Below are 17,158 nucleotides of genomic sequence, written 5' to 3' on the forward strand. Positions count from 1 at the left end.
CGTTGTGCAGGCGAGAGGAGGCCCCCATGGCCCGACTGGACCGAGACGCGCACGAGCTTCAGGTGTTGAACGCCCTCATCGCCGCGACGATGGACAGCGCCGACGCCTATGGCGAGGCGGCGCGCGAGACGGAGAATCCGCAGCTGCGCGGCCTGTTCGAACAGCGCGGCTTCGAAAGACGCCAGGTTGCGGCGGGCCTCCGGCTCGCGGTGCGTCGCCTGGGCGGCCGCCCCCAGCCGGACGGATCCCTGCTGGGGAAGGCGCGGCGCGCCTGGATGGACGTGCGCCACGCCCTGCTGAGGCAGGACCGCGTCACGGTCCACGAGGTCGAGGCGGCTGAGGACGCGGTCAAGGACCGGTTCGAGCGGGCGCTGGCGGACACCAGACTGTCGCCCGCCGCGCGCGAGGTGATCGAGCGGAACTATGCGCCCGTGCGGCGCACGCACGACGAGATGCGCGCGCTGAAGCATCGCATGAAGGCGGCCGGCACGGACGCGGTCCCGCCCCTGCCGAGGGCGGGACCAGCCTGACTCAGTCCTCGGCGGACGGAGTCTCGGCGGCGCCGGTTTCCGGGACCAGGGCTTCCTTGCGCTGGGTCTGGCGTTCGGCGATGCGGGCCGACTTCCCGCGACGATCGCGCAGGTAATACAGCTTGGCGCGACGAACGACGCCGCGGCGCTTCACCTCGATCGACTCGATGTTCGGCGACAGGATCGGGAACTTCCGCTCCACGCCCTCGCCGAACGAGATCTTGCGGACCGTGAAGGTCTCGTTCACGCCGCCGCCGTCACGGGCGATGCAGACGCCCTCGAAGGCCTGGACGCGCTCGCGCTCGCCTTCCTTGATCTTGACGTTGACGCGGAGCGTGTCGCCCGGCTGGAACTCCGGGATCGTGCGATCCCCCAGGACGCGGGCCTTTTCTTCGGCAGCGAGCTGCTGAACGATATTCATCTGTCTTCTCCTCGGGCTTCGCCGCCCTTTGCCTGTAAGTTGGCGGAATACGTCGCCCAGAGGTCCGGACGCCGCTCCCGCGTGGTCGCCTCCCGTTGCGCCTGACGCCACCTGGCGACCTTCTGGTGGTCGCCCGACAGCAGGACCTCGGGGATGTCGAGCCCCTCGAACGTCCGCGGTCGCGTGTACTGCGGATGCTCCAGAAGCCCGTCCTCGAAGCTTTCGGACGACAGGCTTTCGGCCTGTCCGAGCACTCCGGGGATCAGTCTTACGCACGCCTCGATCGCCACCATCGCCGCCGCCTCGCCCCCGGCGAGAACCGCGTCTCCGACGGAGACCTCCTCGAACCCCCGGGCGTCGAGCACCCGCTGGTCCACCCCCTCGAACCGACCGCACAGGACGACGACGCCGTCCTGTTTCGCCCAATCCTTGACTCGCGCCTGGGTCAGGGGCCGACCCCGTGCGCTCATGTACAAAAGCGGCCGCCGCGGCCCTGTCAGGCTGTCCAGAGCCCGGGCCACCACGTCCGCTTTCAGCACCTGTCCCGGCCCGCCGCCCGCAGGGGTGTCGTCCAGGAAGCCGCGCTTATCGTCGGAAAAGTCCCGAATGTCCACAGTCTCCAGCGACCACAGGCCGCGCTCGCGCCAGGCCGTGCCGATCAGGCTGACGCCGAGCGGTCCGGGAAAGGCCTCGGGGAACATGGTCAGGACGGTCGCGGTGAACGGCATGGCCGCGCGCGATAGCGCCAAACGGCTCAGAGAGCCAGATCGACCGCCACCGGCGCGTGGTCGCTGGGGCGCTCCCAGGCCCGCACGTCCTCGTGGATCATGGCCGAGCCGGGCGCGACGGCGGGCGTCAGGCCCGGCGACGTCCAGATGTGATCCAGCCTCAGGCCCCGCGCGCTCTTCCTGAAGTCCGCGGCGCGATAGCTCCACCAGCTGGCCAGCTTCCGCGGGTCGGGAAAGGCGTCGCGCACCACGTCGGCGAACCCGCCTGTGGCCTGCAGCCGGTTCAGCGTCTCGACCTCGATGGGGGTGTGGCTGACGACCTTGGACATGTAGCGATGGTTCCAGACGTCGAACTCGCCCGGCGCGATGTTCAGGTCGCCGGCGATCAGCAGCGGCGCGGACCGGTCCCGCCGCGCCACCTCGGCCGTCAGGCGCTCATAGAAGTCCAGCTTGTGGTCGAACTTGGGATTGAGCGCGCGATCGGGCACGTCGCCGCCCGCCGGCACATAGAAGTTCTGGATCTCCACGCCGGACACGACGGCGGAGACGCAGCGGGCGTGACCCTCCCGGCAGACGTCGAGCTTCGGCGCATCCAGGATCGGCAGGCGGCTGGCGATGGCGACCCCGTGCCAGCCCTTCTGCCCCGCGACCCGCAAATAGGGCAGGCCCATCTCGCGGAAGGCATCGGCCGGAAACTCCCCCTCCCGGCATTTGATCTCCTGCAGGCACAGCACGTCCGGCCGTCGTTCCGCGACGAAGCGGGCCACCTGATCGATCCTCAGGCGGACGGAGTTGATATTCCAGGTGACGACGCGGAACATGGCCGGGGCTTAGCAAACATCGCCCCCGCATGGCGAACCGCCCGGCGCGGTCCTTGACTCAAAAAAGAAGGCGCCCGGGTCGCCCCGGGCGCCTTCCAGTCCGTCTCTCTCACACGCCGCGATCGGGAGGGGATTACCGATGCGGGGCAGGACGACCGCCGTCGCCCTGTGCCTTGAATGTCACGCCGAAGCTGAAAAGTCAAACAAGAGCGGAAGGCCGACGGATTGTGTCAACCTTGTCACAGATCAGTTCCGGCCCGGACGGCGGGTCGGGTCGCGAAGCTGAAACAGGCTGGCCGCGAGCCCTGACGCGGGGCGAAGCGTCGTCAGCTGGGTCCGGGTCCTCTGTCCCTGCGCATCGACGATCGTCCATTCCTGCAGGCGCAGGGGCGAACCGGCGAAGGCGAGGATGACCGCGCCCTCGTTCGGGCGCCGGGCGTCGCGCGCCGTGATGGCGAAGGCGCCCGAGGGCATGCGGGTCACCCGGTCGATGCGCACGCCCTCATCCAGCCGGACGTTGCGGGCGAGGAAGGTCGACAGCGGCGTCTGTCCCAGGGGCACCTGCTGAAAGGTCTCAAGGCGCGGGTCGTAGCGCTTCACATTGTAGCCGTCGGACACGACCAGAAGGCCGGCCGGGCTGGTGTACTCGAACCGCATGCGGCCTGGACGCTGGATGTAGAACTCGCCCGAGCGCCGCTGACCGCCGGGCCCCGTCTCGGTGAACGCGCCCTGGGCGGCGCTGAGGTTCTGGAAATAGGCCTGGGCCTGCGCCAGCACGGCGCGATCCTCGGCGGACAGCCCGGATTGGGCCAGGGCCGGACCGGCGAAAGCCATGGCCAGACCGGACAGGGTGAGGGCGCGGCGGCTGAGCATCGGGGCGTTCATCATCGAACCTCTTCGCGGGTTTGTCGGACTGCACATAACGCACGAGCCGCGGCAAGGGTCGGGCGACGCCTTGACCTTATTCCGGCGCCTCGATGAAGCGGCGTTCATCGCGGCGGACCGTCGTCAGTGACGGAACACCCTGACACCCGTGAAGGCCATGGCCACGCCCTTCTCGTCGGCGGCGGCGATGACCTCCTCGTCGCGGATGGAGCCGCCGGGCTGGATCACCGAGGTCGCTCCGGCCGCGACCGCCTCGAGCAGGCCGTCGGCGAAGGGGAAGAAGGCTTCGGAGGCGCAGGCCGAGCCTTCGGCGAGCGATCGGCCCAAGCCCTTGGCCTCCCCGGCCTCGCGGGCCCGGATCGCCGCAATGCGGGCGGAGTCGCGCCGGTTCATCTGGCCCGCGCCGATCCCGGCGGTCTGACCGTCCCGGGCGTAGACGATGGCGTTGGACTTCACGTGCTTGGCGACGGTGAAGGCGAACAGCATGTCCTCGATCTCGGCGGGCGTCGGCCGGCGCTTGGTCACGATCTTCAGGTCGGCGGGCGTGATGCGGGCCACGTCGCGCGACTGCACCAGGAAACCGCCCGCCACTGAGCGGAACACCTCTCCGGGCGCATGGGGGTCCGGCAGGCCGTCGGTGATCAGCAGACGCAGGTTCTTCTTGGCCGCGAACACGGCGCGCGCGGCCTCGTCGGCGCCGGGTGCGATGACCACCTCGGTGAAGATCTCGGTGATGGCCCGCGCGTCGGCTTCGCCCAGGGGCCGGTTGACCGCGATGACGCCGCCGAAAGCCGACACGGGATCGCACTCCAGCGCCCGCGCATAGGCCTCGGACAGGTCGCCGCCGACCGCGACGCCACAGGGGTTGGCGTGCTTGACGATGACGCAGGCCGGCCGCTCGAACTCGGCGACCAGCTCATAGGCGGCGTCCGCGTCGGCGATGTTGTTGTAGCCCAGCTCCTTGCCCTGGACCTGCTCGGCGTGGGCGACGCCCGGACGCCGCTCTCCGGTGCGGTAGAAGGCGCCCGTCTGGTGCGGGTTCTCGCCATAGCGCAGCGTCTGGGCCAACGTGCCGCCGATGGACTTGCGAACCGGCGCGGCGTCGTCGACCTGTCCCGCGAACCAGCCGGACACCGCGGCGTCATAGGCGGCCGTGCGGGCGAAGGCGCGCGCCGCGAGCCGCTTCCTGAGCTCCAGCGAGGTTGCGCCGTCGGCCTGAAGCGCCTCAAGGACCAGTCCGATCGCATCCGCGTCGACCGCCACGGCGACATAGCCGTGGTTCTTCGCGCCCGAGCGGATCATCGCCGGGCCGCCGATGTCGATGTTCTCGATCGCCGCCTCGAAGCCGCCGCCGGACTCCACCGTCTTCTCGAACGGGTAGAGGTCGATCCAGACGATATCGATGGGGCCGATCCCGTGGGCGTCCATGGCCGCCTTGTGCTCGGCGGCGTCGCGTACGCCCAAGAGGCCGCCGTGGACGACTGGATGAAGCGTCTTGACCCGGCCGTCCATCATCTCCGGGAAGCCGGTCAGGTCCGCCACGTCCTTCACCGGAAGGCCGAACGCGGCGATGGCCGCCCGCGTGCCGCCGGTCGAGACCAGCTCGACGCCTGCCCCGTGCAGGGCGCGCGCGGTCGCTTCCAGACCGGTCTTGTCGGACAGCGAGATCAGGGCGCGGCGGGGCGTCACCCGGTCGGGGGCGGGCGGAAAATCGGGGGCGGCGGGCATGGGCGGTCTCTGCGGTCGTGCGGGAGGAAGCGACGCGCCCTCTAGACCATTTCTCCGCCGGATCGAACCGTGCGACGGAAACTATTGCGCGGGCGGCGCAGGGGCCGGGCGGAACAGCAGGGCGCCGACCTTCCCGTCGTCGTCCAGCCCGATGATCCACTGGGTCGGGGCCGCGTCGAAGACCACCAGAAACAGCTCGGCCCCGTTCTCGACGCCCGCGTGCTGCACGCTTTGCAGCTCGCCCAGGCTGTCGATGATCCCGGTGACCTGATCGGCCTGAGGGCGGACGGCGTCGGCCAGCCCCTGGGTCATCTCGCCATAGGCGGGGGCCCCGTCCTGCAGGGCCGCGATCTGCAGGCGCAGCGCCTCTTCGGCGCGCGCGATGCGCGACCGCTCCGCCTCCAGAACGGCGGCCGGCGTCTCCTCGGAGAAGGCGTCGGGCAGCTGCGCCGCCGCCACGGGCGCGGAGCCCGCCTGCTGGGCGAGCGCCTGTCCGGACAGGGCGAGGGTGGCGGCGGAGGCGATAAGGATGAGGCGCACGAGTGTCTCCAGCGGGACTACGATCAGAGGATCGCCTGCCAAAGCGACAGAACAAGGGCGGCGGCGGCGGCCAGGGTGACGAGCGCGATCCAGGCCTGCAACCAGCGGGGAAAACGCATCTCGGCCACCACCGGCTCGGAGACCGGCGGGTCCTGGATCAGGCGCGACAGGGCCTTGAGCGTCGCGACCGTCTCCTCCAGCGCGTCACGCGCCTGGGCCTGGGGACCGAGCTCGCGCCGGATCCAGCGCTCCACCACCGGCTTGGAGGCGGCCCACAGATCGTGATCCGGGTTCAGCCGGCGCGCCACGCCCTCGACCGAGACCATGGTCTTCTGCAGCAGGATCAGCTCCGGCCTCAGGTGCATGTCGAACAGGTCGGTGATCTCGAACAGCTGGCCCAGCAGCCGCCCCATCGACACCTGGCTGGCCTGCTTGCCGATCACGGGTTCGCCGACGGCGCGGAGGGCTTGGGCGAAGGCGTCCACCGAATGGTGGGGCGGCACATAGCCCGCTTCGAAATGCACCCGGGCGATACGGTCGTAGTCCCGCGTCAGGAAGCCCCAGAGGATCTCGGCGAGGTAACGCCGCTCGCCCTTGCCCAGACGCCCGACGATGCCGAAGTCGACGGCCGTCAGCTCGGCCGGCGCCCGGCAGAACAGGTTGCCCTCGTGCAGGTCCGCGTGGAACGCGCCGTGGTCCAGGGCCTGGGTCAGGAACGCCCGCACCACATTGTCGGCCAGGGCGTTCTTGTCGAGACCCGGCTGCTCGTCGGCCAGGGGATCGGTCATGGGCATGCCGTCGGCCCATTCGAGGGTCAGGACCCGCTTGCCGACGCCGTCCCAGATCACCGCGGGGGCCTTCATGTGCCCCCCGTCGGCCATGATGTCGGCGAGCTCCGACGCGGCGGCGGCCTCCAGCCGCATGTCCAGCTCCAGCTCCAGCGACCGCGCCAGGGTCTCGACGAAGGCCTGGGGCTCCAGCCTGCGCGCGGGCGGAACGAGCCGGTGCACGACCCGCGCCGCGAGCCGCATGGCGTCGAGCCCCCGCGCGACGCGCCGCTCGACGCCGGGCCTGAGCACCTTGACCGCCACCTTGCGGCCGTCCGCGAGATGGGCCGGGTGGGCCTGGGCGATCGAGGCGGCGCCGATCGCGTCGCCGAAGTCGGTGAACAGGCTCTCGACGGGGCGGCCGACCGAACGCTCGAACTCGGCTCTGGCCTGATCCGTCGGGAAGGGCGGCAGCTTGTCCTTGAGGCGGCCCAGGTCGCGGGCGAACTGCAGCCCGAAGATGTCCGCGCGGGTGGCCAGCACCTGGCCCAGCTTCACCGCGACGGGGCCCAGCTGTTCGAAGGCCCGGCCGACCCGCTCGCCGGGCCGTCCCTCCCGGCCCCGTCGGCCGGACGGCAGGCGCAGGAGGCGCGCGATCAGCCGCACCCAGCCCGGCAGCCACGGCTCCAGCTCGCGCGGCAGGAATGCGTCGTGCCGCATCAGGACGAAAGCCCAGCCGATCAGCCTCAGCGACGCGCCGATCGGGTCGCGCACCGGCCTGGGCCGCGGCGTCTCCGGCGGGCCGACGCGGAAGCGGGGCGGGATCAGATCGCCCACCCGTGATGCAGGGCCGCGACCCCGCCGGTGAGGTTCGTCACCGTCACGTTGCGGAAGCCGGCGGCCTCGATCATGGCCTTGAACGTCGCCTGGTCCGGGAACCGGCGGATGGACTCCACGAGGTACTGATAGCTGTCGCGATCCTTCGCCACCCATTCGCCGATGCGCGGGATGGCGTTGAAGGACCAGGCGTCGTAGGCGGCGCGGATCGGAGCGGCGACGGGACGCGAGAACTCCAGGCAAAGGAACCGCCCGCCCGGCTTCAGCACGCGGCGCGCCTCGTGCAAGGCCGCCTGCACGTCGGCGACGTTGCGAATCCCGAAGCTGATCGAATAGGCGTCGACCGCGGCGTCCGGCAGCGGCATGGCCATGGCGTCGCCCACGGTCCAGACCATTTCCGGCTCCCCGCCCTTCTCGACCCCCGCGGCGATCATCTCGGCGTTATAGTCCAGCACGACGACCCGGGCGTCGGCGCCGCCGGTCCGTTCCTGCGCGCGGCGGGCCATGCGGGCGTAGCGCCGGGCCATGTCGCCCGTGCCGCCGGCGACATCCAGGATCGTCTCGCCGGGCCGGGGGTTCAGCCGGGCGGCGGCGGCGTCCTTCCACAGGCGGTGGACGCCTCCGCTCATGAGATCGTTCATCAGGTCGTAGCGCGACGCGACCCGGTCGAAGACGCCGCGCACCAGCCGCACCTTCTCGCCCGCCTCCACGTCGCGGAAGCCGAAGGAGGAGGTTTTCTGGGCGTCGGCCTCGGTCATCCGCGCGGTCTAGCGGCTCGCGCGGCCCGCGTCACCGGGCGATCCGCCGCAAGACCGGCTCAGGCGGCGACGCCCAGGTCCTCGCCGACCCGGCGCAGGGCCCCGTAGCAGCCGCAGGCGAGACCCTCGAGACCCTTGCGGTCCACGATCCGCATCCAGCCCCTACCCCGCCGGATGAGGCCCCGATCCTCCACCAGCGCCCCCACCTCGCTGACCGTCGCGCGTCGCACGCCCAGCATGGCCGCGACGTCGAACTGGGTGAGCTCCAGCCGGTCGGCGTCCAGCCGGTCCTGAAGATCCAGAAGACGGCGCGAGAAGCGGGCCTCGAGCGGATGCTGCGCGTTGCAGGCGGCGGTCTGCTGCACCTGGGCGAACAGCGCCTCGGTGAAGCGCGAGAGCGCCTCCCGCAGCGGGGCGCTGGCCTCCAGCATTTCGGCGAAACGATCGGCGGCCACACACAGCGCGGCGCCCTCGGAGCGGGCCACGGCGCGGCTGACGGCGCGGGCGTTCATGGGGCCGCAGGTGACGCCGACCAGACCCTCGGGGCCGATCAGGGCGCTGTCGACCGACCGGTCGGCGTCGATCACGGTCGCCAGACCGATGACGCCCTGGGTCGGAAACCAGACCGCCTCCGGCGTCTCGCCGGTTTCGTAAAGGATGTCGCCCTTGGAGAAGGGCCGCACCTCGGTCACGCGCTCCACGCGCGCCCGATCGGCCGAGGGCAACTGGGCCAGCCACAGATTCTGCATCGCGACCTCCGTGTTCGGTTCGCCGCCGCTGAACGGCGACGCTTGTAAACGTCACGGCCGAGCTTGGCGTTCCCAGGCCGCGTCGCGAACTTGCGGACCGGGGTGTCGCGCGATACGGCCCTGAACGCGACCCCGCCGGAGGACAGCCCATGGCCGACACGCTCGATCCCAACGCCGCCCTGCAAAGTCTGACCGGCTGGCGCGTGGCCGACGACCCGCGCCCGGCGATCGCGCGGACGCTGCGGTTCGCCGACTTCAACGCGGCCTTCGGCTTCATGGCGCGGGTGGCGCTGGTCGCCGAGAAGATGGACCACCACCCCGAGTGGTCCAATGTCTACAATCGAGTCGAGGTCCTGCTGACGACCCACGACGCCGGGGGCGTGACCGGGAAGGACGTCGAGCTGGCGCGGTTCATCGACCGGGCGGCCGAGCAGATGGGAGCCGAAGCATGAGTGGACGCGTCGCGGGCAAGCGGGCCCTGATCACCGGCGCCGCGGGCGGCCTGGGCCAGGCGATGGCGTGGATGATGGCGCGCGAGGGGGCCAGGGTCGCGATCACCGATGTGGATCTCGACGGGGCCAGGGCGCTGGCCGACGCCATCAACGCCGAACATCCCGGCCGCGCCTTCGCCTATCGTCACGACGTCACCGACGAGGACCAGTGGGTCGAGGTGATCGCCGCAGCCGTGAAGGACATGGGCGGCCTGTCGGTGCTCGTGAACAACGCCGGCATCGGCGGACGTCTGGTGTTCGTCGAGGAGGACACTGTCGCCAACTGGCGCAAGGTCCAGGCGGTGAACCAGGAATCGGTGATGCTGGGCTGCAAGCACGCGATGCCGCACCTGCGGGCCTCGGGCGCGGGCTCGATCGTCAACATCTCCTCGATCGCCGGGCTGGCGGCGGGTCCGGGCATGGGGGCCTACAACGCCACCAAGGCGGCGGTCTGGATGTACACCAAGACCATCGCGCTGGAGTGCGCCAAGGCGGGCTGGAACGTGCGGGCGAACTCGGTCCACCCGGTGTTCATCAAGACGCCGATCCTGGACCCCTTCGTCGCCATGGCCGGGGGCGACGAGGCGAGCGCGCACCAGAAGCTGGCGCGCGGCATCCCCCTGAAGCGGATCGGGGAGCCCGACGACGTCGCCTACTGCGTGCTCTACCTGGCGTCGGACGAGTCCAAGTTCGTCACCGGGTCGGAGTTCAAGATCGACGGCGGGATGACCGCGCAGTAGCGGTCACTCCCCCAACGCTCACTCGCCCAGGCAGCGCAGCGCGACCTCGAGGTTCTTCAGCCCGTCCTCGCCGGTCACGGCCGGCGTCTCGCCGGTGCGGATGGCGTGAACGAAGGCCTCCAGCTCCTTCCTCAGCGGCTCGGCGGGCCAGCTGTTCAGCGCGCGGGTCTGATAGCTGCCGTCCGCCTGCTGGCCGAAGTACTCAGTCACCTGGCGCGTGATCAGGTCGGCGACCACGAACTTGCCCTCGGTCGCGACCTGAAGCGTGCGGGTCTTGTAGGGGGTGACCCAGTTGGTGGTGATGTGGGCGATCACCCCGCTCTCGGTCCTGAACTGCAACAGCGCCGTGTCCTCGCGCTCGGCGCGGGTCCGGGCCAGCTGCGGCTGGACCTCGACGATCTCGGAGCCGGTCAGGTGGCGGATGATGTCGATGTCGTGCACCGCCAGGTCGATGACCACGCCCACTTCGCCCATGCGCGGGGGGAAGGGGCCGACGCGGGTCACCTGGATCGAGATCACCTTTTCGTCGGCGATGGCGCGCTTGACCGTCTCGATCGCCGGGTTGAACCGCTCGACCTGACCGACCATCAGCACCCGGTCGTTGGCCTTGGCGGCGTCGATGATGCGGCGGGCGTCCTCGAGGGTCGCGGCGATCGGCTTTTCGACCAGGACGTGGGTTCCGCGCTCCAGGAGCGCGACGGCGAGGTCCGCATGGGTCCGGTTCGGCGTGGCCACGATCGCGGCGTCCAGGCCGGCGCCGACGAAGTCCTCGACGGCCGAGACGCCGAGCGCGCCATAGAGCCCCGCCACGCCCTCGGCCACCACCGGATCGGCGTCCAGGATGGTGGTCAGGTCCACGTCGCGGAGTTCGGCCACGACCCGGGCGTGGTTGCGCCCCATGACGCCGACGCCGGCGACCCCGACCTTGAGCAGCGGTTGCGACAACGTCATCGGATCAGCCCTCGAAGCTCGCCACGGCGTCGACGATGCGGTCCTGGGTCGCCTCGTCCAGGTCCGCGTGCATCGGCAGGCTGATGACGCGGTCCCTGATGCGCTCGGTCACCGGCAGGCCGCCCGCGCCCTGCGGGAAGCGCCGATAGGCGGGCTGCATGTGCATCGGCACCGGGTAATAGACCGCGCTCGGCACGCCCAGGCCGCGCAGGTGGGCCGCCAGACCGTCGCGGTTGTCGTGCTCGATGGTGTACTGGGCCCAGTTCGAAACACCGCCGTCGATCACATGGGGCACGGCCGCGACGTGAGGTTCGAGGCGCGCGTTGTAGCGATCCGCGATCCGGTTGCGCCATTCGATCTCCTGGCCGAAGACCTTCAGCTTCTCGATGAGGACGGCGGCCTGGATCGTGTCCAGCCGGCTGTTCATCCCGATGCGCATGGCGAGGTACTTGGGGTCGTGATCGAAGCTCTGGCCCTCCTTGAGGTCCTTCGGCACGACCTTCCCGTGGACGCGCAGGGAATCCATCTCCTGGGCCAGGTCCTCGTCGTCGGTCAGGACCGCGCCGCCGTCGCCGTAGCAGCCCAGCGGCTTGGCCGGAAAGAAGCTGGTCGTCGTGACGTCCGCCCACTTGATCGGGTGCTCGCCGTTCAGGGTGCAGCCGAACCCTTGCGCCGAATCCGCGATCAGCTTCAGTCCATGCCGGTCGCACACGGCGCGGATCGCCGGATAGTCGGCGGGCTGGCCGAACAGGTCCACCGCGATGACGACCTTGGGCGTCAGCCGGCCTTCGGCCTTCACCGCCTCGATGGCGGCCTCGAGCCGGGCAGGGTCCATGTTGTAGGTCCGGGCGTCCACGTCCACGAACACGGGCGTGGCGCCCAGCCAGGGCACGATCTCGGCCGTCGCGGTGAAGGTGAAGCTGGGGCAGAAGACCGCATCGCCGGTGCGGACGCCCCAGGCGATCAGCGGCAGGATCAGGGCGTCGGTGCCGTTGGCGCAGCCCAGCGCGTGCTTCGCCCGTCCGAACGCCGCCAGCGCCTCCTCGAACTGTCGCACCTGCGGGCCCATGACCCAGGCGCCGCCCTCGACCGCGGCCATGACGGCGGCCTCGATCGCGCCGCCCAGACGGCGGCGCTGGGCCTGCAGGTCGATGAAGGGCAGCATGGGCGTCGACATGGGGCGATCCGCGAAGCGGGCCTGAACGGCCCTGAAGTTGCGCGGCTCTAGCAAATCGCCGCCGCCCTGGCCAAACCGTACGCGTCACATCGCGTTGCGAGTTGCAACCGGGCCCCCGTCCGCTTAACCCCGCTCCGTCAGGGGAGCGTGGCGTGAACGAGACTGAGACGGGCCGGCATCCGGCGGTGTTCCTGGACCGGGACGGGGTGCTGATCGAAGACAGCGGCTATCCGCATCTGGACGAGCATCTGGTGTTCACGCCCGGCGCGGCCGAGGCGGTGCAGCGGCTGAACCGGGCGGGCTTCATGGCCGTGGTGGTCACCAACCAGTCCGGCGTGGCGCGCGGCATGTTCACCGAGGCGCGGATGCACGCCTTCAACGCGCTGATGGTGCGCACCCTGGCGGCCAGGGGCGGACGCATCTCGGCGGTCTACGCCTGTCCGTTCCACGCATCGGCGCAGGATCCGGCCTATCAGCACCCGGACCATCCGGACCGGAAGCCCAATCCCGGCATGATCCTGAGAGCCGCCGCCGAGCACGACATCGACCTGAAGCGGTCGTTCCTCATCGGCGACCGGGACAGCGACATGGAGGCCGCGCGACGGGCGGGCATCCCCGGCTTCCTCTTCGAAGGTCCGAACCTCGACGTCTTCGTGCGCGATCTGCTGGGCGGCTGAACCTCCGTCAGGTGTCGTGCACCGCCTCGCCGTGCTGGGTGAGATCGAGGCCCTGACGCTCCTCCTCCTCGCTCACCCGCAGGCCCGTCGTCAGCTTGCAGACCCACAGGATCGCGAAGGTCGCCACGGCCGACCAGCCGATCACGGCCAGAAGACCGACGAACTGGGTCCAGACGTTCGCCCCCTCGCCGAGCGAATTGACCGCCGCGTCGGCGAAGACCCCGGTCAGGAGCGCGCCCACCAGACCGCCGACCCCGTGCACGCCGAAGGCGTCGAGGGAATCGTCGTAGCGCAACCACTTCTTGATCCAGACCACGGCGAACCAGCAGACCAGGCCGCCGGCGACGCCGATGAAGAAGGCGCCCTGGCTATTGACGAATCCCGCGCCGGGCGTGATCGCCACCAGCCCGGCGATGGCGCCCGAGGCCATGCCCAGCACCGTCGGCTTCCTGCGCTCGATCCACTCGGCGACCGCCCAGGCCGCGCCGGCCGCCGCGGTGGCGACGATGGTGCCCAGCAGCGCCTGCGCCGCGATCGCGTCGGGAGCCCAGGCCGAACCGGCGTTGAAACCGATCCAGCCGACCCACAGCAGGGACGCGCCGATCACCGTCAGGGTCAGGTTGTGCGGGGCCATGTTGTCCCGGCCGAACCCCACCCGCTTGCCCAGGAACAGCGCCGCGACCAGCCCGGCCACGCCGGAGTTGACGTGCACCACCGCGCCGCCGGCGAAGTCCAGCACCCCCATCCCGCCCAGGAATCCGCCCGACCAGACCCAGTGGCAGACCGGCGCATAGACGATCAGGTGCCACAGGCCGATGAACAGCAGAAAGCCCGAGAACTTGATGCGCTCGGCGAAGGCGCCCGCGATCAGGGCGGGCGTGATGATGGCGAAGGTGAGCTGGTAGGCGACCCACAGGGTCTCCGGCAGGCCGGGCGCGCCGGCCCAGGCGGTGTCGGCCCCGACCCCGTTCAGGAAGACCGAATCCAGCGAACCGATGAAGGCGTTCAGCCCCTCGTTGGCATTGGTCCCGAAGGCCAGGGAATAGCCGGCGACGAACCAGAGGATCGTGACCAGAAGCGCCGCGGCGAACGCTTGGCCGACCGTCGCCAGCACGTTCTTCTTGCGCACCATGCCGCCGTAGAACAGCGCCAGCCCCGGCACGGTCATCAGCAGAACCAGCGCCGTCGAGGTCAGGATCCAGGCGGACGCCGCCCCGTCCAGCTCCAGCGCCGCCTGATGGGCCAGGAGCGCCGGGCCCTCCGGCGCCGCAGCATGGGCGGCCCCCGCCAACGTGGCCAGAAGCACGCCTGTTGCGCCCGCCTGAAGCCGCCTGCCGATCGCCCGCATTCCCAATCCCCCTCGGCCGCACAAGCCGACATGATGTTGCGGGTGCGAACTGTGACGCGGTTGCGAAGGTTTTGGCAAGACCCTGTGAGCGGCGACACGGCGGATGAATTTCTCCGGCCGCTGAATTATCGTCGCGACATGACCTACGCCGAACGCCGCTGGACCTCGCCCGACGGACTGTCGCTCTTCGCCCGCGACCACGCCCCCGGGCCGGGCCCCGCCCGCCTGCCGGTCATCGCCATCCACGGCCTGACGCGCAACAGCGCTGACTTCGAAGATGTCGCGCCGCGCATCGCCCAGAGCGGTCGCCGCGTCATCGCGGTGGACGTGCGCGGGCGCGGGCGCTCGGACCGGGCGCCGGATCCGATGACCTATCAGCCGAAGGTCTACGCCAGGGACATGCTCGCCCTGATGGACCATCTGGGGCTGGCGCGCGCGGTGTTCCTGGGCACCTCCATGGGCGGGCTGATCACCATGGCGGTGACCGCGCTGCGCTCTCGCGCCGTGGCCGCCGCCATCCTCAACGACATCGGGCCCGAGGTGGCGAAGGAGGGCCTGGCGCGCATCGCCGCCTATACGGGTCTCCCCGTCGAAACCCCGGACTGGGCCGCGGCCGCCGCCTACGTCAAATCGACCAACGGCGTGGCCTTCCCGCATTATGACGACGCCCAGTGGGCCGCCTTCGCACGCCGGGTGTTCCGCGAAGGGCCGGACGGGACGCCGGCGCTTGACTACGACCCCGACATCGCCGTGCCGATCAGGAGCGCCGGGAAGGCGGCCCTGGTCCCGAACCTGTGGCCCTTCTTCCGGCGGCTGGCCCGGGGCCGCCCCACCTTGCTGGTGCGCGGCGAGACGTCGGATCTTCTGAGCGCCGACATCGCCGCGCGGATGAGGAAGGCGGCGCCCAAGATGGCCTATGTCGAGGTCCCCGGCGTCGGCCACGCGCCGATGCTCGACGAGGCGGAGGCGCGCTCGGCCATTTTCGCCTTCCTCGCCGACGTTCCCTAGATCAACCCCAGCAGGCGCGCGCGTTCGGCGGGGGCGTAGGGCACGGCGGGTCCCCGCCCCCAGACCGGGTCGGGCCACAGGCCGTCGTCGCGGCGGCGGCCGACCACATGCACGTGCAGCTGCGCGGTGACGTTGCCGATGGCGGCGACGTTCAGTTTCTCGACCGGCGGATCGGCGAGTTTACGGACCACCTCCCCTGCCCGGACGATCTCGTCCATGAGCGCGACGCGGTCCTCGCGCGACAGCTCGTCCAGCTCCACCGGTCCCGCGCGGCGGGGGATCAGGATCAGCCAGGGGAAGCGGGCGTCGTCCTGAAGCCGGACGTGGCAGAGCGGCCACTCGGCCGCCGCGACGGAGCCCGCCTCGAAGGCCGGATCGACGACGAAGCTCATTGGACCGCCGCCGCGCGCGTCCTTCGACCGTCCAGCCAAGCCGCGACGCCGAGGCCGACCGTGATCAGCCAGTAAGCGAAGCCCGGCAGATACGGCGCGATCTGGCCGAACCGGCGATGCCCCAGCCAGAACACCGCGATCAGGGCGAAGCCGGCGGCGAAGGCCGCGTCCACGAAGGCGTCCAGCCGCTGCGTCTCGCGCGGCGGCGGCGGCGGATCGGAAATCGTCATTGCGGCCCTCCGCCGGCGACTATGCGCCGCTCGCGCCGCAGGGCAAGCCGCCGCGCCTACAGCAGCCCGAGGATCTCACGCTCCGCCAGCACGGCGAACAGCAGGGCGGCGGCCCCCAGGAGCAGGTTCGACACCCAGCCGTTGCGCCACTCGGGCGGCGTGCGTGGGCTGTTCAGGAGCCAGATCAGCGTTCCGGCCAGGAAGGGCATGAACAGGCTGCCCAAGACCCCATAGGCCACGATCAGGGCGAACGGCCGCTCCAGGAACAGCAGCGCCATCGGCGGAAAGGTCAGCCACAGCATGTAGGCGCGCGCCGCCGGGCTTTTCTGGCCTCGCACCGCCTCTTCGCCCGCGCGGCCTGTCATATGCGCCCAGAAGTCGGCGAACAGCAGGCCGACCCCCTGCCACACCCCGATCAGGCTGGTGAAGCCGGCGGCCCAGAAGCCGATCAGGAACAGGGTGGCGACCCCGCGCCCGAAGCGGTCGGCCAGAACCTCGCCCAAGTCCAGAAGGCCCCGGTCCCCGCTCTGGAGCGCCACGCCCGCCGCGAACAGCAGTTCGGCCCCGACCACCAGCATGGCGATCACGAACAGGGCCGTGACCGCATAGGCAACGCGGTTGTCGATCCGCATCGTGCCCATCCATTCGGGGCCCCGCCAGCCCTTGGCGTTCAGCCAGTAGCCGTAGGCCGCCATGGTGATGGTGCCGCCCACGCCGCCGATCAGGCCGAGCGTGTAGAAGCCCGAGCCTTCGGGCAGCGTCGGCCACAGGCCGGTGAACAGGCGCGGCACGTCCGGCGCGACGATGAGCGCCAGCCCGACGACAGTGACGAACATCACCCCGACCAGGCCCGCCATCACCTTCTCGAACAGGCCGTAGCCGCCGAACCAGACGAGCCCCAGCCCGATCAGGCCGCTGGCCATGCCGATCAGCTTGATGTCCGCGCCGGGGATGAGCGCCGCCAGCGGCAGCGCGCTCGCCGTCATGGCCGTCGCCCCGTACACGAAGCCCCAGATTACGACATAGATCGCGAAATACAGCGTCGCCCAGTTCAGGCGCCCGGCCCCGCCCGGCAGGCTGGACCAGCCGTCGAACATCGTGCGGCCGGTCGAGAGCGTCCAGCGGCCCACGCCCTCCGCCAGCGCCACCTTGACGATCGCTCCCACGATCGCGGCCCACAACAGCGCATAGCCGAACCGCGACCCCGCGACGAGCGTCGCCACCAGATCGCCGGCGCCGACCCCGGTCGCGGCCGCGACGAGGCCGGGCCCGATCAGGGACCAGCGGCGGCGAGGGCTGGCGGGAGTGGTTTCCATGCGATGACGTTCGCCCGTTTCGTCACCGGCGTCGACGGCCTGAAACGCGAAAAGGCCCCGCCGA

At 70.7% G+C, this 17,158-nt stretch carries 20 protein-coding genes; 5 read left to right on the forward strand and 15 right to left on the reverse strand.

The features are described from left to right. Nucleotides 1-26 precede the first annotated feature (26 nt). Nucleotides 27-530: a PA2169 family four-helix-bundle protein gene (locus ACFFGE_RS09315; RefSeq protein WP_376836064.1), complete on the forward strand. Its 504-nt coding sequence runs from the start codon at nucleotides 27-29 to the stop codon at nucleotides 528-530. A 1-nt stretch (nucleotide 531) separates the two neighbouring features. Here ACFFGE_RS09315 and rplS read toward each other — a convergent pair whose 3' ends face one another. The 9 genes from rplS to ACFFGE_RS09360 all read right to left on the reverse strand — a co-directional run bounded on the left by rplS (nucleotide 532) and on the right by ACFFGE_RS09360 (nucleotide 8,764). After that, nucleotides 532-951 carry a 50S ribosomal protein L19 gene (gene rplS / locus ACFFGE_RS09320; protein WP_376836066.1) on the reverse strand — a complete coding sequence of 140 codons (420 nt, stop codon included), beginning with the start codon at nucleotides 949-951 and terminating at the stop codon, nucleotides 532-534. Beyond that, on the reverse strand, nucleotides 948-1,679 hold the full coding sequence (gene trmD / locus ACFFGE_RS09325) for a tRNA (guanosine(37)-N1)-methyltransferase TrmD (RefSeq protein ID WP_376836067.1): 732 nt from the start codon (nucleotides 1,677-1,679) through the stop codon (nucleotides 948-950). The genes rplS and trmD overlap by 4 nt, the downstream gene beginning before the upstream one ends. A 26-nt stretch (nucleotides 1,680-1,705) precedes the next feature. Beyond that, a complete protein-coding gene (locus ACFFGE_RS09330; protein WP_376836068.1) occupies nucleotides 1,706-2,500 on the reverse strand; it encodes an exodeoxyribonuclease III in 795 nt (264 codons plus the stop codon). A 246-nt stretch (nucleotides 2,501-2,746) separates the two neighbouring features. Further along, a complete protein-coding gene (locus tag ACFFGE_RS09335) occupies nucleotides 2,747-3,388 on the reverse strand; it encodes a LolA family protein (protein WP_376836069.1) in 642 nt (213 codons plus the stop codon). Between the two features lie 120 nt (nucleotides 3,389-3,508). Continuing rightward, nucleotides 3,509-5,113, reverse strand: a complete 1,605-nt coding sequence (gene purH, locus ACFFGE_RS09340; protein WP_376836070.1) for a bifunctional phosphoribosylaminoimidazolecarboxamide formyltransferase/IMP cyclohydrolase — start codon at nucleotides 5,111-5,113, stop codon at nucleotides 3,509-3,511. 81 nt (nucleotides 5,114-5,194) lie between these two features. Next, nucleotides 5,195-5,653: a hypothetical protein gene (locus tag ACFFGE_RS09345; protein ID WP_376836071.1), complete on the reverse strand. Its 459-nt coding sequence runs from the start codon at nucleotides 5,651-5,653 to the stop codon at nucleotides 5,195-5,197. 23 nt (nucleotides 5,654-5,676) lie between these two features. Further along, complete coding sequence (gene ubiB / locus ACFFGE_RS09350) at nucleotides 5,677-7,140, reverse strand: 2-polyprenylphenol 6-hydroxylase (protein ID WP_376836157.1); 1,464 nt, start codon at nucleotides 7,138-7,140, stop codon at nucleotides 5,677-5,679. A gap of 104 nt (nucleotides 7,141-7,244) precedes the next feature. Further along, nucleotides 7,245-8,015, reverse strand: a complete 771-nt coding sequence (locus ACFFGE_RS09355; RefSeq protein ID WP_376836072.1) for a class I SAM-dependent methyltransferase — start codon at nucleotides 8,013-8,015, stop codon at nucleotides 7,245-7,247. Between the two features lie 59 nt (nucleotides 8,016-8,074). Further along, nucleotides 8,075-8,764, reverse strand: coding sequence for a Crp/Fnr family transcriptional regulator (locus ACFFGE_RS09360; protein ID WP_376836073.1), 690 nt, complete (start codon nucleotides 8,762-8,764; stop codon nucleotides 8,075-8,077). Nucleotides 8,765-8,913: 149 nt separating this feature from the next. On the opposite strand from ACFFGE_RS09360, the gene ACFFGE_RS09365 reads away from it, so the two are divergent. Next, nucleotides 8,914-9,216 (forward strand): 4a-hydroxytetrahydrobiopterin dehydratase, encoded by a 303-nt coding sequence (locus ACFFGE_RS09365; RefSeq protein WP_376836074.1) that lies wholly within the window; start codon nucleotides 8,914-8,916, stop codon nucleotides 9,214-9,216. Beyond that, nucleotides 9,213-9,995, forward strand: a complete 783-nt coding sequence (locus ACFFGE_RS09370; protein WP_376836075.1) for an SDR family oxidoreductase — start codon at nucleotides 9,213-9,215, stop codon at nucleotides 9,993-9,995. The genes ACFFGE_RS09365 and ACFFGE_RS09370 overlap by 4 nt, the downstream gene beginning before the upstream one ends. Before the next feature lie 18 nt (nucleotides 9,996-10,013). Here ACFFGE_RS09370 and ACFFGE_RS09375 read toward each other — a convergent pair whose 3' ends face one another. Together ACFFGE_RS09375 and ACFFGE_RS09380 are read right to left on the reverse strand one after the other, a co-directional pair. Then, nucleotides 10,014-10,946, reverse strand: coding sequence for a Gfo/Idh/MocA family protein (locus tag ACFFGE_RS09375; protein ID WP_376836076.1), 933 nt, complete (start codon nucleotides 10,944-10,946; stop codon nucleotides 10,014-10,016). A 4-nt stretch (nucleotides 10,947-10,950) separates the two neighbouring features. After that, nucleotides 10,951-12,123 (reverse strand): DegT/DnrJ/EryC1/StrS family aminotransferase, encoded by a 1,173-nt coding sequence (locus ACFFGE_RS09380; protein ID WP_376836077.1) that lies wholly within the window; start codon nucleotides 12,121-12,123, stop codon nucleotides 10,951-10,953. A gap of 152 nt (nucleotides 12,124-12,275) precedes the next feature. On the opposite strand from ACFFGE_RS09380, the gene ACFFGE_RS09385 reads away from it, so the two are divergent. After that, nucleotides 12,276-12,800 carry a D-glycero-alpha-D-manno-heptose-1,7-bisphosphate 7-phosphatase gene (locus ACFFGE_RS09385; protein ID WP_376836078.1) on the forward strand — a complete coding sequence of 175 codons (525 nt, stop codon included), beginning with the start codon at nucleotides 12,276-12,278 and terminating at the stop codon, nucleotides 12,798-12,800. 7 nt (nucleotides 12,801-12,807) lie between these two features. On the opposite strand, the gene ACFFGE_RS09390 is transcribed toward ACFFGE_RS09385, so the two are convergent. Further along, complete coding sequence (locus tag ACFFGE_RS09390; RefSeq protein WP_376836080.1) at nucleotides 12,808-14,148, reverse strand: ammonium transporter; 1,341 nt, start codon at nucleotides 14,146-14,148, stop codon at nucleotides 12,808-12,810. Nucleotides 14,149-14,286: 138 nt separating this feature from the next. Between ACFFGE_RS09390 and ACFFGE_RS09395 the strand changes: the two genes are divergently transcribed. After that, entirely contained in the window at nucleotides 14,287-15,156 is an 870-nt protein-coding gene (locus ACFFGE_RS09395) for an alpha/beta fold hydrolase (protein WP_376836081.1), read from the forward strand. Here the strand turns inward: ACFFGE_RS09395 and ACFFGE_RS09400 are convergent. The 3 genes from ACFFGE_RS09400 to ACFFGE_RS09410 are packed head-to-tail and all read right to left on the reverse strand — an operon-like array spanning nucleotide 15,153 to nucleotide 17,094. Beyond that, nucleotides 15,153-15,548, reverse strand: coding sequence for an HIT domain-containing protein (locus tag ACFFGE_RS09400; protein ID WP_376836082.1), 396 nt, complete (start codon nucleotides 15,546-15,548; stop codon nucleotides 15,153-15,155). The two genes, ACFFGE_RS09395 and ACFFGE_RS09400, sit on opposite strands and share 4 nt — an antisense overlap. Then, nucleotides 15,545-15,778, reverse strand: a complete 234-nt coding sequence (locus tag ACFFGE_RS09405) for a hypothetical protein (protein WP_376836084.1) — start codon at nucleotides 15,776-15,778, stop codon at nucleotides 15,545-15,547. The genes ACFFGE_RS09400 and ACFFGE_RS09405 overlap by 4 nt, the downstream gene beginning before the upstream one ends. A 56-nt stretch (nucleotides 15,779-15,834) precedes the next feature. After that, nucleotides 15,835-17,094: an Nramp family divalent metal transporter gene (locus ACFFGE_RS09410; protein ID WP_376836085.1), complete on the reverse strand. Its 1,260-nt coding sequence runs from the start codon at nucleotides 17,092-17,094 to the stop codon at nucleotides 15,835-15,837. Nucleotides 17,095-17,158: the final 64 nt, after the last annotated feature.

Source organism: Brevundimonas balnearis (genome assembly GCF_042434805.1).
In the GTDB taxonomy this organism is placed as follows: domain Bacteria; phylum Pseudomonadota; class Alphaproteobacteria; order Caulobacterales; family Caulobacteraceae; genus Brevundimonas; species Brevundimonas balnearis.

Excerpts from the sequence above, each read along its gene's own strand:
- purH (WP_376836070.1), bottom strand. The coding sequence starts at position 5,113 with ATGCCCGCCGCCCCCGATTTTCCGCCCGCCCCCGACCGGGTGACGCCC.
- ACFFGE_RS09365 (WP_376836074.1), top strand. The coding sequence starts at position 8,914 with ATGGCCGACACGCTCGATCCCAACGCCGCCCTGCAAAGTCTGACCGGC.
- ACFFGE_RS09315 (WP_376836064.1), top strand. The coding sequence starts at position 27 with ATGGCCCGACTGGACCGAGACGCGCACGAGCTTCAGGTGTTGAACGCC.
- ACFFGE_RS09380 (WP_376836077.1), bottom strand. The coding sequence starts at position 12,123 with ATGTCGACGCCCATGCTGCCCTTCATCGACCTGCAGGCCCAGCGCCGC.
- ACFFGE_RS09400 (WP_376836082.1), bottom strand. The coding sequence starts at position 15,548 with ATGAGCTTCGTCGTCGATCCGGCCTTCGAGGCGGGCTCCGTCGCGGCG.
- ACFFGE_RS09410 (WP_376836085.1), bottom strand. The coding sequence starts at position 17,094 with ATGGAAACCACTCCCGCCAGCCCTCGCCGCCGCTGGTCCCTGATCGGG.
- trmD (WP_376836067.1), bottom strand. The coding sequence starts at position 1,679 with ATGCCGTTCACCGCGACCGTCCTGACCATGTTCCCCGAGGCCTTTCCC.
- ACFFGE_RS09405 (WP_376836084.1), bottom strand. The coding sequence starts at position 15,778 with ATGACGATTTCCGATCCGCCGCCGCCGCCGCGCGAGACGCAGCGGCTG.
- ACFFGE_RS09390 (WP_376836080.1), bottom strand. The coding sequence starts at position 14,148 with ATGCGGGCGATCGGCAGGCGGCTTCAGGCGGGCGCAACAGGCGTGCTT.
- rplS (WP_376836066.1), bottom strand. The coding sequence starts at position 951 with ATGAATATCGTTCAGCAGCTCGCTGCCGAAGAAAAGGCCCGCGTCCTG.
- ACFFGE_RS09375 (WP_376836076.1), bottom strand. The coding sequence starts at position 10,946 with ATGACGTTGTCGCAACCGCTGCTCAAGGTCGGGGTCGCCGGCGTCGGC.
- ubiB (WP_376836157.1), bottom strand. The coding sequence starts at position 7,140 with ATGCGGCACGACGCATTCCTGCCGCGCGAGCTGGAGCCGTGGCTGCCG.
- ACFFGE_RS09355 (WP_376836072.1), bottom strand. The coding sequence starts at position 8,015 with ATGACCGAGGCCGACGCCCAGAAAACCTCCTCCTTCGGCTTCCGCGAC.
- ACFFGE_RS09330 (WP_376836068.1), bottom strand. The coding sequence starts at position 2,500 with ATGTTCCGCGTCGTCACCTGGAATATCAACTCCGTCCGCCTGAGGATC.
- ACFFGE_RS09360 (WP_376836073.1), bottom strand. The coding sequence starts at position 8,764 with ATGCAGAATCTGTGGCTGGCCCAGTTGCCCTCGGCCGATCGGGCGCGC.
- ACFFGE_RS09370 (WP_376836075.1), top strand. The coding sequence starts at position 9,213 with ATGAGTGGACGCGTCGCGGGCAAGCGGGCCCTGATCACCGGCGCCGCG.
- ACFFGE_RS09395 (WP_376836081.1), top strand. The coding sequence starts at position 14,287 with ATGACCTACGCCGAACGCCGCTGGACCTCGCCCGACGGACTGTCGCTC.
- ACFFGE_RS09335 (WP_376836069.1), bottom strand. The coding sequence starts at position 3,388 with ATGATGAACGCCCCGATGCTCAGCCGCCGCGCCCTCACCCTGTCCGGT.